The organism is Methylobacterium platani, assembly GCF_001653715.1.
Lineage (GTDB): Bacteria > Pseudomonadota > Alphaproteobacteria > Rhizobiales > Beijerinckiaceae > Methylobacterium > Methylobacterium platani.
Map to the genome: position 1 here is coordinate 1 of NZ_LWHQ01000034.1, position 15,292 is coordinate 15,292.

13 protein-coding genes are annotated in these 15,292 nt (G+C 74.2%); 4 read left to right on the forward strand and 9 right to left on the reverse strand.

From position 1 onward, the window contains the following. Nucleotides 1–16: 16 nt before the first annotated feature. The 4 genes from A5481_RS32575 to A5481_RS16480 form a co-directional block, all read right to left on the reverse strand. Nucleotides 17–795 (reverse strand): IS5 family transposase gene (locus A5481_RS32575; RefSeq protein WP_425350174.1). Its coding sequence is split into 2 segments (ribosomal slippage): nt 17–463 and nt 466–795, totalling 777 coding nucleotides; the frame shifts between segments, so codons are not numbered across the junction. 310 nt (nt 796–1,105) lie between these two features. Then, on the reverse strand, nt 1,106–3,451 hold the full coding sequence (locus tag A5481_RS16470) for a putative bifunctional diguanylate cyclase/phosphodiesterase (RefSeq protein WP_048431668.1): 2,346 nt from the start codon (nt 3,449–3,451) through the stop codon (nt 1,106–1,108). Between the two features lie 248 nt (nt 3,452–3,699). After that, nucleotides 3,700–4,203, reverse strand: coding sequence for a hypothetical protein (locus A5481_RS16475; RefSeq protein WP_048431661.1), 504 nt, complete (start codon nt 4,201–4,203; stop codon nt 3,700–3,702). A gap of 7 nt (nt 4,204–4,210) precedes the next feature. After that, on the reverse strand, nt 4,211–5,704 hold the full coding sequence (locus A5481_RS16480) for an AMP nucleosidase (protein ID WP_082172893.1): 1,494 nt from the start codon (nt 5,702–5,704) through the stop codon (nt 4,211–4,213). Between the two features lie 92 nt (nt 5,705–5,796). Between A5481_RS16480 and tsaA the strand changes: the two genes are divergently transcribed. Further along, entirely contained in the window at nt 5,797–6,375 is a 579-nt protein-coding gene (gene tsaA, locus A5481_RS16485) for a tRNA (N6-threonylcarbamoyladenosine(37)-N6)-methyltransferase TrmO (protein WP_048431662.1), read from the forward strand. Here the strand turns inward: tsaA and A5481_RS16490 are convergent. The 3 genes from A5481_RS16490 to A5481_RS16500 form a co-directional block, all read right to left on the reverse strand. After that, complete coding sequence (locus A5481_RS16490; protein ID WP_048431663.1) at nt 6,341–7,471, reverse strand: GNAT family N-acetyltransferase; 1,131 nt, start codon at nt 7,469–7,471, stop codon at nt 6,341–6,343. The two genes, tsaA and A5481_RS16490, sit on opposite strands and share 35 nt — an antisense overlap. After that, nucleotides 7,468–8,775, reverse strand: a complete 1,308-nt coding sequence (locus tag A5481_RS16495; protein ID WP_048431664.1) for a lipopolysaccharide biosynthesis protein — start codon at nt 8,773–8,775, stop codon at nt 7,468–7,470. The genes A5481_RS16490 and A5481_RS16495 overlap by 4 nt, the downstream gene beginning before the upstream one ends. Nucleotides 8,776–8,862: 87 nt before the next feature. Further along, on the reverse strand, nt 8,863–9,696 hold the full coding sequence (locus A5481_RS16500) for an NAD-dependent epimerase/dehydratase family protein (protein WP_048431665.1): 834 nt from the start codon (nt 9,694–9,696) through the stop codon (nt 8,863–8,865). Nucleotides 9,697–9,891: 195 nt separating this feature from the next. Between A5481_RS16500 and A5481_RS16505 the strand changes: the two genes are divergently transcribed. Beyond that, nucleotides 9,892–10,827, forward strand: a complete 936-nt coding sequence (locus tag A5481_RS16505) for an SMP-30/gluconolactonase/LRE family protein (RefSeq protein ID WP_048431666.1) — start codon at nt 9,892–9,894, stop codon at nt 10,825–10,827. Nucleotides 10,828–10,854: 27 nt separating this feature from the next. Here the strand turns inward: A5481_RS16505 and speB are convergent, their stop codons facing one another. After that, nucleotides 10,855–11,901 carry an agmatinase gene (gene speB / locus A5481_RS16510; RefSeq protein ID WP_048431667.1) on the reverse strand — a complete coding sequence of 349 codons (1,047 nt, stop codon included), beginning with the start codon at nt 11,899–11,901 and terminating at the stop codon, nt 10,855–10,857. Between the two features lie 245 nt (nt 11,902–12,146). On the opposite strand from speB, the gene A5481_RS16515 reads away from it, so the two are divergent. Both A5481_RS16515 and A5481_RS16520 read left to right on the forward strand, forming a co-directional pair. Beyond that, the gene (locus A5481_RS16515; RefSeq protein ID WP_053082192.1) at nt 12,147–13,457 is read left to right on the forward strand and encodes an MFS transporter; all 1,311 of its coding nucleotides are present in this window, start codon (nt 12,147–12,149) and stop codon (nt 13,455–13,457) included. A gap of 92 nt (nt 13,458–13,549) precedes the next feature. Next, complete coding sequence (locus tag A5481_RS16520) at nt 13,550–14,578, forward strand: helix-turn-helix domain-containing protein (RefSeq protein ID WP_053082193.1); 1,029 nt, start codon at nt 13,550–13,552, stop codon at nt 14,576–14,578. Between the two features lie 81 nt (nt 14,579–14,659). On the opposite strand, the gene A5481_RS16525 is transcribed toward A5481_RS16520, so the two are convergent. Then, on the reverse strand, nt 14,660–15,178 hold the full coding sequence (locus tag A5481_RS16525) for a Ros/MucR family transcriptional regulator (RefSeq protein ID WP_064504059.1): 519 nt from the start codon (nt 15,176–15,178) through the stop codon (nt 14,660–14,662). Between the last annotated feature and the right edge of the window lie 114 nt (nt 15,179–15,292).

Consider the following 15,292-nt stretch of genomic DNA (forward strand, 5'->3'; position numbering starts at 1 on the left):
TAGGCGGTGTGGACAGTTACCGAAGCCAGAGGACGATGGCGGCGATGGTGACGACGGCGGCGTAGTTGCGGGCTGTCTTCTCGTAGCGGGTCGCAACGCGGCGGAACTGCTTAAGCTTGGCAAAACAGCACTCGATCAAGTGGCGCTCTGTATAGAGTGCCGTGTCGAGCTCATACTTCCTGGCGCGTGAGGGGTTGTTCGGGATTACGGCCGTGGCGCCCTTGCCGGCAATCGCCTCGCGCAGCCGGTTGCTGTCGTAGGCCGCATCGGCCAGGACCACCGCGGCGGGAAGATCTGCCAGCAGCGTCTCGGCCTGGGGCGCATCGCCCTTCTGACCAGCCGTGAGGGCAAACCGGACCGGACAGCCAAGACCGCGCACGACCAAGTGGATCTTGGTGCTCAGGCCGCCGCGGGACCGGCCAAGGGCCTGATCGGACGGGGCCGGATCATCAGACCCCCTTTTTTCGCGCCCGCCGCATGTTGGTGAGCGCGCACGATGGTGGAGTCGACGATCAGGTACTCGAAGTCAGGATCGTCGGCCATGGCCTCGAAGAGGCGCCACCACACGCCCTTCCGACTCCAGCGGCTGAAGCGGCGAAACACGCTGTTCCAGTCGCCGAACGCTTCGGGCAGGTCGCGCCACGGCGCGCCGGTGCGCACGATCCAGAGCACACCTTCCACGAACATGCGATTGTCGCGACCGGTCGAGCCGCGCTGATCCGGCCGGCCAATGATCAGGGGGGCCATGCGCTCCCACTGGGCATCGCTGAGAACGAGACGGTCCAGAACTCCCAAGGCGGCGCTCCAAAAAGCAGCCTTGAATCACTCCTCTCCCGCCAAGGGAACCCCAAGAGTCCACACCGCCTAATGCAGACAGTCGCGCATATAAAGTGACGGTCGATCGACAAAAATTACATTGTGCCAATTGTTCGTCCGGTGGCGAGCGAACGCCGGCATCTAGGGGACATCGGCGCGCGGGCCGGGCCGGCATGCACCCGCTCGTCCCGGGACGCCAGGGCTGAACCCGCGCTGCGGATTCGCGGGGACCGCCCAACGCGGATGGTGTCGCACGGCGTTCCTCGCCATCGGCAGTCCAGGATCCCGATCACGCCGCGTCCGCCGCATCGCGGTCCTGATGGGTGTGCTCGGCGAAATGCGCGATCGGGCCGGGGCGGCCGAGGAGGTAGCCTTGCGCCTCGTGGCAGTTCTCGGCGCCCAGGAAGGCGAGCTCGGCCGAGGTCTCGACGCCCTCGGCCAGGACCGGCAGGCCGAGGCCCCGGCCGAGGCCCAGCACCGCCCGCATGATCGCGGCGGTCTCGCGGTTGACGTCGACGGCGCGGATGAACGAACGGTCGATCTTGATCTTGTCGAACGGGAAGGCGCGCAGGTTCGACAGCGACGAGTAGCCGGTGCCGAAATCGTCCATCGCGATCCGCACCCCCATCGCCTTGATCCGCCGCAGGGCGGCGAGCGCCCGGACGGGATCGCGCACGAGCGCCGTCTCGGTGATCTCGAGCTCGAGGCGGGCCGGCGTCAGGCCGGTGACGACCAGGACCTCGTGCACCAGCTCGGCGAAGCCCGGGGCGTGGAGCTGGATCGCCGAGACGTTGACGGCGATGCGCAGGGGCTTCTCCCACGAGGCCGCCTCGCGACAGGTCTCGCGCAGCACCCACTCGCCGATCCCCAGGATGCTGCCGGTCTCCTCCGAGATCGGGATGAACAGGTCCGGCGGCACGTTGCCCCGCTCCGGGTGCTGCCAGCGCAGCAGCGCCTCGAACCCGACGACGGTGCCGCAATCGACCGCCATCTGCGGCTGATAGACGACCCGCAGCTCGTCGCGCTCGACGGCGTGGCGCAGGTCGTGCTCGAGGGCGCGCCGGTCGCGGATCTGCGCCGCGAGGATCGGCTCGAAGAACCGATGGATGCCGCGGCCGTGGTTCTTGGCGCAGTAGAGCGCCGCGTCGGCCTGGTTGAGCAGGGTCTGGCCGTCCTCGGCATCGGTCGGGCAGACCGCGATGCCGATGCTGGTCGCCAGGATCGGGCCGCTCCCGGCCCGGGCGTTGCCCTCGCGGATGACCGCCAGGATCGCCTCGGCGAGCAGGCCCGCCTCGTCGGGCCCCGCGATGTCCGGCACCAGGACGGCGAACTCGTCGCCTCCCAGGCGCGCCATCATCTGGCGCGGGCCGAGCACCGGCGCGACCCAGCGCGCCAGCGCCTGCAGCAGCCCGTCGCCCATCGCGTGGCCGTAGAGGTCGTTGACGTCCTTGAAGCGGTCGAGGTCGAGGCAGAGCACCGCCACGAGGCCGCCGCCGGCCCGCGCCAGGGCGATCTCCTCGTCGAGGCGGGCGCGGAACGTCGCCCGGTTCGGCAGGCCGGTCAGCGTGTCGTGGTGGGCGAGGAACTGGATGTGCCGCTCGGCCTGGCGACGCGCCCGCAGGTCGCGGAACGCGAAGGCGTGGCAGGGCCGGTTGCCGAGGGGCCGCCGGATCACGTCGACCGGCAGCACCTCGCCGTCGGCGCCGGCCAGCTCGGCCTCGACGACCCGGCCGCCCGGGCTCGATTCGAGGCCCAGCACCACTGCCTCGGGCAGGATCTCGACGATCGGCCGGCCGATCAGCGTCGCCGGGGCGCGGCCGATCAGCTCGGCGAGGCTGGTGTTGACGGTGACGATCCGCCGCCCCTCGCAGACGGCGATGCCCTCGACCGCCGCGTCGGCGAGGCTGTGCATCAGTTCCTGCGCCTCGCGCCGGCGCCGGGCGCGGCCGTCGAGGGTCACGCCCGTGAAGGCGAGGACGAGCAGCGTCAGGCTGGCGAATCCGAGCGAGGCGGCGAACTGGCCGTCGAGCGCGACCGGCGACAGCGCGGCGCCGGCCGCCAGCAGCCCGACGCCGTGCGGCAATATCGCGGCGAGCGACATCAGCAGGGCGCCGGCGGCGCGTCTCGCCGGGCGCTCCCGCAGGCTGAGCGACAGGGCGAGGCCGGCGAGCGCCCCCCCGGCGGCGGCGCACAGGACGAGGCCGGCGAGCCAGGCCGCCCCGCCCGCCCCCGGCAGGCTGGCCGACACCGCGGCGCCGACCGCCGAGAGGCCGAGCCCGATCAGCCCGCCGCCGAGCCAGGGCGCGATGCGGCGCGGGGCCGAGACGACGCTCCGCAGGCCGGTGCCCGCGAGGATCACCATCGCGACGAGGCCGAGCAGCAGGAGATCGCCGTGGCGCAGCAGCGCCTCGGCGGGCCGGATCGAGGCCTGGGCGATCACCTGGCTCGCCCACAGCCCGAACCCGCCGGCGATCGCGGCGGCCGAGAGCCAGATTCCCCGGCTCGTGCCGGAGGTGGCGCGGGCGTGCTGGAGCAGGTCGATGGCGGTGATCGAGGCCAGGACGCCGATCAGGAGCGACAGGCCGATGAGGCGCCCGTCATGCAGGGCGACCAGGATTTCGGCTGTCTGCAGCATGACCATTCGCGTCCGGCCCCGATTGGCGGCACCTTGGCCGGGCGCCGGTTGCGAACCGGTAAAATCAATTCGCAGAATCGGCGCTTGCGCCACGATCGGCAAAGAATTGCCGCTGTTAGACTGATCGTCCGCCCTCGTCCTGGCCGCAAGGGTACGCGCCGACCAGCATGGCGGTGACTTTTCCCGGCGTCGCGACCGACCATGCCTGACGCAGAGGAGAGGCCGGACGCAGCAGCGGCAGATGCCCGTCAGGCCTCGTCGAGGCGCAGCCGCGTGACCGCGCAGCCCCGGGCCACGATCTCGGCCGGGGCGAGGTCGGGAAAGAGGCCGCCGTAGCGGCGCACCAGGGCGGCCGCGAGGGAATCGGCGTCGCGGATCGTCGGCAGCGAGGCCGCGAACAGGTCCGGCGTCACCGCGGTCACCGGCACGCCCTGCCGCACGGCGACGCACAGGCCGGTGCGGAACCGGCCCGGGTCGAGGACCGGCAGTTCCTCGGGCCCGCCCGGCCGGCGCCGGCCCGGCCGCCGGATCGGCAACAGGGCGTAGCGCAGGCCGACCCGGTTGATCGTGCGCTCGAGGTTGAAGTGGACGAGGTCGCGCCCGACCCCCGCCAGCTCCGAGAAATCCGCCTCGTGCAGGCGGATCAGCGCGTCGGCGCCGAGGGAGGCGGCGAGGTCGGCGATCGCGACGACGCGCTCGGCGGCGCCGTCCCAGACCGCGACCTGGCGGCTGTTCGAGATCGGCAGCGGCACGGGTTCGCTACCGGAACGGCGGCTCGTCGAAGCTGCGCAGCTTGCGCGAGTGCAGGCCGTGCCGGTTGCGCCGCAGGGCGTCGAGGGTGGCGAGACCGATCAGGAGGTGCTCGCCCACCGCCCGCTCGTAGAAGGCGTTGGCGGCCCCCGGCAGCTTGATCTCGCCGTGCAGCGGCTTGTCGGAGACGCAGAGCAGCGTGCCGTAGGGCACCCGCAGGCGGTAGCCCTGCGCCGCGATCGTGCCGCTCTCCATATCGACGCCGATCGCCCGGGACAGGTTGATGCGCCGGCGCTCCTGCGACCAGCGGAGTTCCCAGTTGCGGTCGTCGTAGGTGACGACGGTCCCGGTGCGCAGGCGCTGCTTGAGAGCGTCCGCCCGCTCGCCGGTGACGCTGGCGGCGGCCTCCTGCAGGGCTACCTGGACCTCGGCCAAGGCCGGGATCGGCACGTCCGGCGGCACCAGCTCGTCGAGGATCCGGTCGCGGCGCAGGTAGGCGTGGGCGAGCACGTAGTCGCCGATGGTCTGCGACTGGCGCAGGCCGCCGCAATGGCCGACCATCAGCCAGCAATGCGGGCGCAGGACCGCCAGGTGGTCGGTGATCGTCTTGGCGTTCGAGGGACCGACGCCGATATTGACGAGGCTGGTGCCCTGCCCGGGCTGCCCCTCGCGGTCGCGGGCGACGAGGTGGTAGGCCGGCATCTGGAACCGGTGCCAGGGCGAGGCGGCGATGAGCGCATCCGCGTCGGCGCCCGCCGCTTCCCCGGCCTCGACCGAGACGCCGCCCGGCAGGACCAGGCGGGCGTAGCGCTCCGGCTCGGCGGCCAGGGCCTTGAGGCCGACCCGCACGAACTGGTCGACGTAGCGGTGGTAGTTGGTGAGCAGGATCCAGGGCTGGATCTGGCGCCAGTCGGCCCCGGTGTAGTGGACGAGCCGGCGCAGCGAGTAGTCGACCCGCGGGCCGTCGAACAGCGCGAGCGGCCGGACCTCGTCGCCGGATTCGAGCCACAGCCCGTCGGCGATCTCGTCGCCGACGCTCGACAGCATCGGGGTCGGGAAATGGCGCGCGAGGTCGCTCGAGGTGACGCCGCGGGCGAGCTCCGCCCCGGGCTCGACGACGTAGGGGTACGGGATCTCCTGGGCGCTCAGGCCCACCTCGATCGTCGCGCCGTAATCCTGGACCAGCGGGCGCAGCTGCTCCAGCAGGTAGGCGCGGAAATGCCCCGGCTGGGTCAGGGTGGTGGCGTAGACGCCCGGGCCCTGGAACTTCGCTGTGGCGCGGGTGATGCGCGGCATCGGCCCGGTCGGGCGATAGGTCAGGCGCAGCTCGGGATAGCGGAAGGTCAGCCGCTCGGCGGCGTCGGGGGCGACCCCGTGGCTGAGGAAGCGCGACAGCGCCTCCCGCAGGCTCCCGGTGGCGGCGGCGTGCAGGGCCTCCAGGCGGTCGACCGCCGTCTCGGGGTCGGCCACCGTCTCCATCGGTCTCAGCTCGTCGGCGAACACGGTCGATCGGTCTCCCTGATGCCCTCCCGGCAGCCTATACCGGGCGGCGCGGCGGGGCGACCCGGATCCCGCGGGTTTCGGAAGGATGACGCATGAGCGAGGCGGATCGCGAGACGGAGGCGTTCGGCCCCCGGCCGGGCGAGACGAGCATCGACCTGCCGGAGGGCTACGATGCCGGGCTCTACTTCGTCGGCCGGGTGCGCACGCCCTGGACCGTCCGGGCGGAATGCCCGCGCAACTCGGCGCAATCGGACGCGGTCTGCACCCTCGAGGTCGATCCCCGGTTCGCGCCGGCCCTCGCGAACCTCGCCGGCACCAGCCACCTGATCGTGCTCTACTGGATGGACCGGGCGCCCCGGAACCTGGTGGCGCAGCAGCCCCGCCACGCGCCGCGGGCCCGCGGCACCTTCGCCCTGCGCTCGCCGGCGCGGCCGAACCCGATCGCGGTCTCGGTGGTCGAGCTTCTCGGCATCGACGGCGCCGCCTTGAGCGTGCGCGGGCTCGACTGCCTCGACGGCACCCCGCTCCTCGACATCAAGCCCTACTTCGCTTCGACCGATGCCAAGCCCCAGGCCCGCGTCGGCTGGCGTGAGGCCGACGCCGCCAGCGAGGCCGATGCCTCCGGCGCGACCGGGATCAGCGACGGCGCAGGCGGGCGAGACGCGCCTTGAGCCAGTCCTTGCCGGCGTGCTGGCGCCGGGCCCGCCCGGCGAGGCGATCGGCCGGAGGCCCCCCCGGCGGCGAGACCATGATCTCGGCGATGCGGGTGCGCTCGGGGTAGAGGTCGTCGAGCACGGCGCTCGCCAGGGTCGCAGAGTCGAGCCTGTCGGCGAAGCGCGTCTCGTGCAGGGCCCGGACGATCTCGGCCTCGAGCAGCACGCCGGGGGCGAGCGCGCGCAGTTCCTCGTCGTAGGCGGTCTTGAGCAGCGTCGCGGTCCCGCCGCAGACCAGCGCGAGGCTTGCCGCGACCACCCGCCCGTCGAGGCGCAGGAGGTCGGCCCGCGCGGTCACCGGTCCGTCGCCGGGGTGGAACAGGGCGCGGGCGAGGGCCGCGGTGCCGGGCCGGCAGGCGAGCGCGGTGCCGGCCCTCCCCTTCCAGCCGCGCCGCTCCAGGGCGAGGAAGTCCTCGACGGCGCGCGCCAGATCGCCGTCCGGCCCGACCGCCTCGATCGCGACCCGTCCGGCCTCGTCGAGGCGCCGGCGGCGGCGGCGCAGGTCCTTGATCCGGCCCTTGTGCGGGTGCTGCCCCAGGAAGGCGTCGTGGCTCGGCCGGCGGTCGAGGACCGGGCGCGCGAAGCCCGCGACCTCGGCCAGGCTCCAGCCGTCGCGGGCGAGCGCCGCCGGGAAGGCGGAGCCGGCCGGGTCGTCCACCGGCAGGAGCGGCCACCACCACGGGCGCCCGAGGGTCCGCAGGCCGGCGGCGAGGGCGGCGAGGGCCGGTCCCGTCTCGGGCCCGCCCGCCACCAGGGGCGCGGTGACCGTGAGGTAGGGCGAGGCGAAGGGCCGGGCGACCCGTCCGATCCCGAGCGGCCCGCGCGCGATGCGGAACGGCAGCACGGCGAGAAGGTCCGGGCCGCGGCGCACGGTGAGGCAGGGCAGGTCCGCCGGCGCGAGGCCGTGGTCGCGATGCGCCTCGAGCACCCGCCGGGAATAGTCCGGGCTCGGCCGGTCGGCGCGGGCGACGAGGGCGTCCCACGCGGCGGGCTCCAGGCTCAGCCGCGCGAGGTCGGTCACCGCGCAGGTCGCGTCGATGTCGGGCACGCTCATCGGGCGAAGGCCGGGGTGACGAGGCCGAGGCGGCGATGCGCGAAGAGCGCCAGGGCCGCGCCCCGCCCGGCGGTGACGAGGCCGGCGGCGAGCGCCGCCCCGGCGAGGCCGAGGAGCGGCACCAGCACCAGGGCGAGCGCGACCGCCGTCCCGAGCAGCACGAGCGTCACCGCGGCGCAGGCGCGCTCGGCCCCCAGCATCGTCAGCAGGTCCTCCGCCGGCCCGAAGGCGGCGGCGAGGCCGTGGCCGGCGACCAGGATGGCGAGGAGCGGCAGGGCGGCCTGGAAATCCGGCCCGAACAGCCCGAGCAGCAGCGGCCCCGCCGCCACCACGGCGAGGCCGGTGGCGAGCGTGGCGGCGAGCGTCAGGCGCGACCAGCGCCGGACCAGGGCGCACAAGCCCTCCCGGTCGCCCCGCGCCTGCGCCGCGGCGAAGCGCTGGGCCGTCACCGCGGAGGCGGCGTACTGGACGAAGACGACGAATTGCAGCAGCCGCGTCGCGGCGAAATAAGCCCCGACCTCCGCCGGCGGCAAGAGGAAGCCGAGCACCAGCACGTCGACGAAGTTGAAGCCCGAGCCGGCGAGGTCGATCAGCGCCATCGGCAGGGACGCCCGCAGCCAGTCACGCCAGGGATACAGCGCCCGGTCGGGGCGCCGCTCGGCCGCGAGGCGCCGCAGCAGGATGCCGGCCTGGAGGGCGAGCGAGAGCGCGGTGGCGGCGAGCGTGCAGGCGGCGGCGGTCGCCGCCTCGGCCGGCGCACCGAGGCCGACCGCCGCGAGCATCAGCCCCATGACCAGGCCCTGGCGCAGGAGGTAGGGCGGCGCGACGGCCAGAAGAGTCCAGTCGCGGCCCCGCGCCACGCCCTCGCAGAAATCCTGGAGCGCGAAGAACGGCAGCACCAGGGCCGCCACCAGCACGGGCGAGGCGTAAGGCGCGGCGACCAGGCCGGGACACAGCCAGACGAGCGCCGCGCCGAGGCCGGCCAGGGCGGCGGCGGCGGCCAGCGAGAACGCCGCCCCGAAGGCCAGGAACCCCCGCGCCGGGCCGGCGGCGCCCTGCGCCCGGTAGGTCGGCAGGAAGCGGCAGGCGGCCTGCGACAGACCCCAGGTCGAGGCGTGGCCGGCAAGCGCGGTCCAAACCCAGACCGTGGCGAAGATTCCGTACTCGTCCCCGCCCATCAGGCGCGCCATCAGCACCTGGGCGACGAAGGCGCAGGCCGCCGCGGCGATCCGCACGCCGAACACCGCGAGGGCGGTGCCGGCCGCGCCCGCCTCCGCCTCGCCGAGAGAAGCCCCGGCCGCCATCCCGCCGCTCCGATCGCGCCGCGCGAGGATCCTCGTTAGCGGACCCGGGCTTTCGCGGCGGTTAAGGGCGGTCCGGGCCGCCCCGCCTCAGCCACCGCGCCGCGGGCGCTCGGCCTCCGGCGTGTAGTCGATCGTCGTGAAGCTGCCGCCCTGGAGGGTGCGGGCGATCGGGTCGAGCGGGTTCTCCTGCGCCAGGATCTCCTCGGCCCAGTCCTCCGCCGACTGGGTCGGGCGGTAGCCGATCGTGGCGGCGGCCGCACCGTTGTCCCAGTAGCTGCGCGGGTTGTCGGACGCGCCCCAGACCGCGACGTAGCCGGGGATCGGCGCCGCGATGCTGCGCAGCACGAGCTGGCCGAGATCGTCGTGCCCGAGCCAGGTCGAGAGGTGGCGGAACTCCGTCGGGCGCGGCAGCGCGCTGCCGATGCGCAGGGCCACCCCCTCGATGCCGTGCCGGTCCCAGTACATCCGGCCCATCAGCTCGCCCCACGCCTTGCTCAGCCCGTAGGCGCCGTCGGGCCGGAACGGCGCATCGATGGCGAGCCGCTCGCCCACCGAATGCATGCCGAAGGCGTGGTTCGAACTGGCGAAGACCACCCGGCGCACGCCGTGGCGGCGTGCGCCCTCGTAGACCGCCTGCAGAGCGATGAGGTTGTTCTCGATCACCTCCGGCAGCGGCTTCTCGACGCTGGTGCCGGCCATGTGGACCAGCACGTCGGTGCCGTCGAGCAGGCGGTCGACGGCGTCCGGGTCGCGCAGGTCGCCGGTGGTGACCGTCTCGGCGTCGGAGAGCGGCGTCAGCGCCGTCGGGCCGCCGCCGGAGCGCAGGACGTGGCCGGCGGCGAGGAGCCGGGGCCGCAGCACCGCCCCGATCTGGCCGCCCGCCCCCGACAGGGCGACCCGGATTCCCGCTGCCTCGCTCATGCATCCTCCCGCATCACGCATCGTCGGCGGGCGCCCGAGGGCGCGCCGCGTGCCGCATCATCGCGGAGCGGCGACCCGGCGTCGAGGATCGTCGCGCCGGGATGGACAGGTTCCGGCACGGGACCGGCTTGCATCGGGCGGCGCGTCCCGCGAAGGTCCGCCGCGCCAGAAGAACCCATCAGGAGGACAACGCCCGTGTGGACGCCGACGCCCCGGTATCCCGACCCCGCCGTCGAGGTCATCGACCCCTCCTTCGCCCGCTACCGGGTGTTCAGCGCCGGCGTCGAGCGCCTCGCCACCGGCTGCCGCTGGAGCGAGGGCCCGGTCTGGTTCGGCGACGGACGCTACCTCCTGTGGAGCGACATCCCGAACAACCGCATCCTGCGCTACGACGAGGAGACCGGCGCGGTCTCGGCCTTCCGCCAGCCGTCGAACTTCGCCAACGGCAACACCCGCGACCGCCAGGGCCGCCTCGTCACCTGCGAGCACGGCGGGCGGCGGGTGACGCGCACCGAGTATGACGGAGCCGTCACGGTGCTGGCCGATTCCCACGAGGGCAAGCGCCTCAACTCGCCCAACGACGTCGTGGTGGCCTCCGACGGCGCGGTCTGGTTCACCGACCCGCCCTTCGGCATCCTGGGCAATTACGAGGGCGTGCGGGCCGCGCCGGAACTGCCGCAGAACGTCTACCGCCTCGACCCGGTCACCGGGGTGCTCGAGGCCGCGGCGACCGACCTCGCCGGGCCGAACGGCCTGTGCTTCTCGCCCGACGAATCGATCCTCTACCTCGTCGAGTCGCGGGCGCAGCCGAACCGCCGCATCCTGGCCTTCGACGTCGCGGGCGGGCGCCTGAGCAACCGGCGCGTCCACATCGATGCCGGCCCCGGCACCCCGGACGGCTTCCGCTGCGACACCGACGGCAACCTCTGGTGCGGCTGGGGAATGGGCGACGACGCCCTCGACGGCGTGATGGTCTACAACCCGGAGGGCCAGCTGATCGGCCGCATCCGCCTGCCGGAGCGCTGCGCCAACCTCTGCTTCGGCGGCCGCCACCGCAACCGGCTGTTCATGGCGGCGAGCCAGTCGCTCTACGCGCTCTACGTCGAGGCGCAGGGCGTGGCCGGGGGCTGACCCGCCCCCGGCGCTCGTGACGGTGCGTCAAACGCCGCGCTTGCGCCCTGCCGCGACGAGGCAGAAGAGCTCGAACAGCACCTGCGCGGCGCATTGCGCCGTGTTGCTGGTCTGGTCGTATTGCGGGGCGACCTCGACCACGTCGCCGCCGACCACGTTGACGCCGGCGAGGCCGCGCAGCAGCTCCAGCACCTCGCGGGGGGTGAGGCCGCCCATCTCCGGCGTGCCGGTGCCCGGGGCGAAGCCGGGATCGAGGCTGTCGACGTCGAAGGAGACGTAGGTCGGGCCGTCGCCCACGACCTCGCGGGCCCGGGCGATCACCGCCGCGAGCCCGAGATGCGGCACCTCCTCGGCGTGGATCACCGTCATGCCGGAGACGTAGGAGAACTCCCACAGGTACTCGGCGCCGCCGCGGATGCCGATCTGGATCGTGCGCGCCGGGTCGAGGACGCCGTCGAGCACCGCCTGGCGGAACGGACCGCCGTGGTGGAACTTCGAGCCCTCGTAGACGCCGCCGGTGTCGCAATGGGCGTCGATGTGGATCATCCCGACCGGGCGCGACGCGCCGACCGCCCGCAGGGTGGCGCGGCTGATCGAGTGGTCGCCCCCGACCGCGAGCGGCACCACGCCCGCCTTCACCACGGTGGCGAAGAACGCCTCGATGTCCTCGTGGCAGCTCTCGAGGGAGAAGCGGCTGCGGAACGGCACGTCGCCGATATCGGCCGCCTTCAGCTCCGCCGCCGGCGTCATCCGCAGCACGTGGTCGTAGGGGCCGATCCGCTCCACCGCCCGCACCGCCCGGGGGCCGTGGCGGGCGCCGGCCCGGTTGGTCACGCCGAGATCCATCGGCACGCCGATCAGCGCCACGTCGAGGCCGCCAAAATCGGGCAGGGTCGCGGCGTCCGGGCGGTACGGCAGGTCGAGGAAGGTGGCGACGTCCGAGAAGGGCCACTTGCGCCGGTCGCTCTCGCTGAATTGCTGCGCGGCGGCCTTCGCGAAGTCCGGATCGTCGATGTCGCCGCCGGTGGCGTCGAGGTAGCGGGCGCGAAGGGCCGCGAGCTTGGCCTGATCCATGGGGGATGTCCGGGAATGGGGCCCGCGACGGCGCCGTGCAGGCCGGCGGGCGCGACACTCGGGGGGTCGGCCCCGGCACGGGGCCCCGGCGCGCCCGGCGTGCCCTCGGCCCGCGCCGCCCGGCCGCGACAAGAGCGCAGGCCGGTCATGCTGGCAAGCCCGTTGTCCCGGCCGGCCGTGCCGGTCCATGAAGCCGGATCCGACGGCGCGAGACCCGGATGCGCGCGTCCCCGAGGCGGTGTCCCGTGAAGCGGTTTCCGTTGGCGCCGACCTGGCCGGGCGTCTGGCTCCTGGCCGGCACCCATCTGCTCGCCTTCGCGGACCGGTTCCTCGCCGCCCTGGTCGCCCCGGCGATCAAGGCCGACCTGCACCTGAGCGACGTCGAGCTCGGGCTGGTGCAGGGCACCGCCTTCGTGATCGCCTACGCCGGCGCCTCGCTGCTCGCCGGCCCCCTGGTCGACCGGGTCCACCGCCCGCGCCTGATCGCCGCCGGGATCCTGGCCTGGAGCCTCGCCACCCTGGCCTGCGGCCTGGCGACCGACCTCGCGGAGCTGCTCCTCGGCCGTGCCGCCCTCGGGCTCGGCCAGGCCGTCCTCACCCCGGCCGCCCTCGCGCTCATCGCGGCGCGCCAGCCGCGGGACCGTGTCGGGCGCGGGGTCTCGCTCTACACCGCCGGCGCCGTGCTGGGGCGCGGCACGGCGCTGGTCCTCGGCGGCGGGCTCCTGGCGCTGCTGCCGGCGGCGGTCCCGCTCGGCGGCGGCACGATCGCGGCCTGGCGGCTGCTCTTCCTGCTCAGCGTCCTGCCGAACCTCGCGGTCGCCCTCCTGCTCTGGCGCACCCCCGATCCCGGCCGCGGCGGCCGGCGCACCCTCCCGGGGGTGCGCCTCGGGCCGTGGCTCGCCCGCCATGCCGGCCGCTACGCCGTGATGGCGGTCGCGGGCGCCGCCGTGGCCCTGGTGGTCCAGACCACCAATGCCTGGGGGGTCACGCTGCTGGTGCGCCGCTTCGGCCTGCCGCTGTCTTCGGCCGGCATGCTGTTCGGGCTCGTCGTCGTGCTCGCCGCGCCGCTCGGCCAGTTCGCCGGCGGGCGCCTGCTCGATCGGGGATCGCGGGGCTTCCCGTCGCGACCGCGCCTCGGCCTGCCCGGCGGCAGGCTGCTGCTCGCGATCCTCCTCGGCACGCCTCCGCTGCTCGCGCTCCTGTGCCTCGTCGACAGCCTCCCCGTCGCGCTCGCCGCCCTCGCCGCCCTGGTCTTCGGCTTGGGGCTCGGCTCGGTCGCCGCGCTGGCGGGACTGCAGCTCATGACGCCGCAGCGCCTGCGCGGCCGCGTCACCGCGCCGTTCATGGCCTGCATCACGCTGGCGGGCTTCGGGCTCGGCCCGCCGCTCGTCGGGTTGCTGGCGGACCGGGTCTTCGGCGAGGCCGGGCTCGGCCGGGCGCTGCTGGCGACCGGCCTGCTCGCCGACGCCGCGGGGCTCGTTGCCCTTCTGCTCGGGGGCCGCTACGTCATGCACGACAGGATCACGGACGGCACGACGGCACGGGCGGACCGGTGAGACGACGTCCGGACGATCTCGTCCGGATCGCGCATCGCGAGCCGGCGCGGCGTCTGACCGAGGCGGACATCGTAGCAGCGGCGGCAGGAGCGATGGACACGATCACCCTCGGCCCGGCGAGCGCGGGCCGCGACACCGCCGACGAGGAGGCGTTCGAGGCCTATCGCGCGCTCTACAGCGGCGGCACCGACGTCGAGCGCCTTGCCGGTCCCCTGCGCACCGAGGTGATCGCGCACCGGCTGCCGCGGATGCTGGTCTTCGACCGGCGCCTCGCCGGCGTGGCGCATGCCCGCGGGCCCCGGCGGGTCGCCCGAGACGGTTTCGACCACGTCACGCTCCACCTCGTCCTCGAGGGCAGCCTGATGCTGGAGGTGCCGGGGGCGGTCCGGCGGGTCGAGGCGGGCAGCCTCGCGCTGTTCGATCTCACCCGTCCGCAGCGGACCTGGACCGACGGCGCCCGCATCGTCACCGCCGCGGTGGCCCGCGACCGCCTCGATGCCGCAAGCCTCGACCGGCTCGACCTGCACGGACTGGTCGTCGGGCCGCGCGAGGCGGGGCTGACGATCGATTTCGTGCGCTCCCTCGTCGCGCATGCCGCGTCGCTGACGCCCGACCTGGCCCGGGCGGCGACCGAGTCGCTCGGCCTGATGCTCGGCGCGACCCTGACCGCCCTGCACGACCGGTCGGCGCCCCTCGTGCCGCAGGTCGCGGCCGGGCGGGCCCGCGCCCGGGCGGTCGCCTACATCGAGCAGCATCTCGGGGATCGCGACCTGAACACCGCGACGATCGCGGCCGGCGCCGGCGTGTCGCGCAGCGTCCTCTACCGGCTGTTCGAGCCCGCGGGCGGTGTCGCCCGCTTCGTGCAGCAGCAGCGCGTGACGCGCCTGCGCCGCGCCCTGTCCCGGGCCGAGGACGACCGCTCGATCGACGAGATCGCGACCGCGTGCGGCTTCACCTCGCCGAGCCATGCCGGACGGCTGTTCCGCAGCGCGGTCGGGCTGCCGCCCGGGGAGTACCGCCGCAGCCTGCGCGCCGGGCCGGGTGCGGCGCCGGGCCTGTCCCCGCCGACGCTCGCGGGCCCGCCGGCCGACTTCACGGCCTGGCACGGCGAGCTGCTGTGAGCGCCGGATCGAGGGCGGCGTGACGGACCCGCCCCCGCGGGCCCGCCGGAGCCCGGGACCGCCGGGGCGGAGGCGCGAGGCTCAGGCGCTGCGCGGACGGCCGCGCTTGGCGGTCTTGGTCTCGGCCGCCTTGGTCTCGGCGACCGGCGCCTTCACCACCGCGTCGGAGGCGGCGCGCTTGGCGGCCGCCGCGACGTTGCGGCCCCGGCCCAGCCCGATGCTCTTGGCGAGCTCCGAGCGCTGGGCGGCGTAGTTGGCGGCGACCATCGGGTAGTCGTGCGGCAGGCCCCACTTGCGGCGGTACTCCTCGGGGGTGAGCCCGCGGGTCGACAGGTGGCGCTTGAGCGACTTGTACTGACGGCCGTCCTCGAGGCTGATCAGGTAGTCGGGCGTGACCGTCTTCTTGATCGGCATCAGCGGCACCGGCTTCTCGGCCTCCTTGGCGGCCGGCTGGCCGAGGGAGACGAAGGCGCCGTGCACGGTGCCGATCAGGCTCGCCAGATCGGCGGCCGGGACGGAATTGTTGGCGACGTAGGCGGACACGACGTCGGCGGCGAGGGCGACGAAATCGACCTCCTGGACCAGATCTTCTTGCGACACGGATATTCGTCCTAATTTTACGCACCCGCAGAACGGGCATGGAGTCGATATCGGGCATCGCGCCGCGGTTTCAACCCATCTTCGCCGCGTCACCCCTGAATTTCCCACAGATGC

What these genes read in the sequence shown, in the direction of transcription:
- A5481_RS16490 (WP_048431663.1), bottom strand. Translation starts at nt 7,471, where the DNA reads ATGAGCGTGCCCGACATCGACGCGACCTGCGCGGTGACCGACCTCGCG.
- tsaA (WP_048431662.1), top strand. Translation starts at nt 5,797, where the DNA reads ATGAGCGAGGCGGATCGCGAGACGGAGGCGTTCGGCCCCCGGCCGGGC.
- A5481_RS16500 (WP_048431665.1), bottom strand. Translation starts at nt 9,696, where the DNA reads ATGAGCGAGGCAGCGGGAATCCGGGTCGCCCTGTCGGGGGCGGGCGGC.
- speB (WP_048431667.1), bottom strand. Translation starts at nt 11,901, where the DNA reads ATGGATCAGGCCAAGCTCGCGGCCCTTCGCGCCCGCTACCTCGACGCC.
- A5481_RS16495 (WP_048431664.1), bottom strand. Translation starts at nt 8,775, where the DNA reads ATGGCGGCCGGGGCTTCTCTCGGCGAGGCGGAGGCGGGCGCGGCCGGC.
- A5481_RS16470 (WP_048431668.1), bottom strand. Translation starts at nt 3,451, where the DNA reads ATGCTGCAGACAGCCGAAATCCTGGTCGCCCTGCATGACGGGCGCCTC.
- A5481_RS16520 (WP_053082193.1), top strand. Translation starts at nt 13,550, where the DNA reads ATGGACACGATCACCCTCGGCCCGGCGAGCGCGGGCCGCGACACCGCC.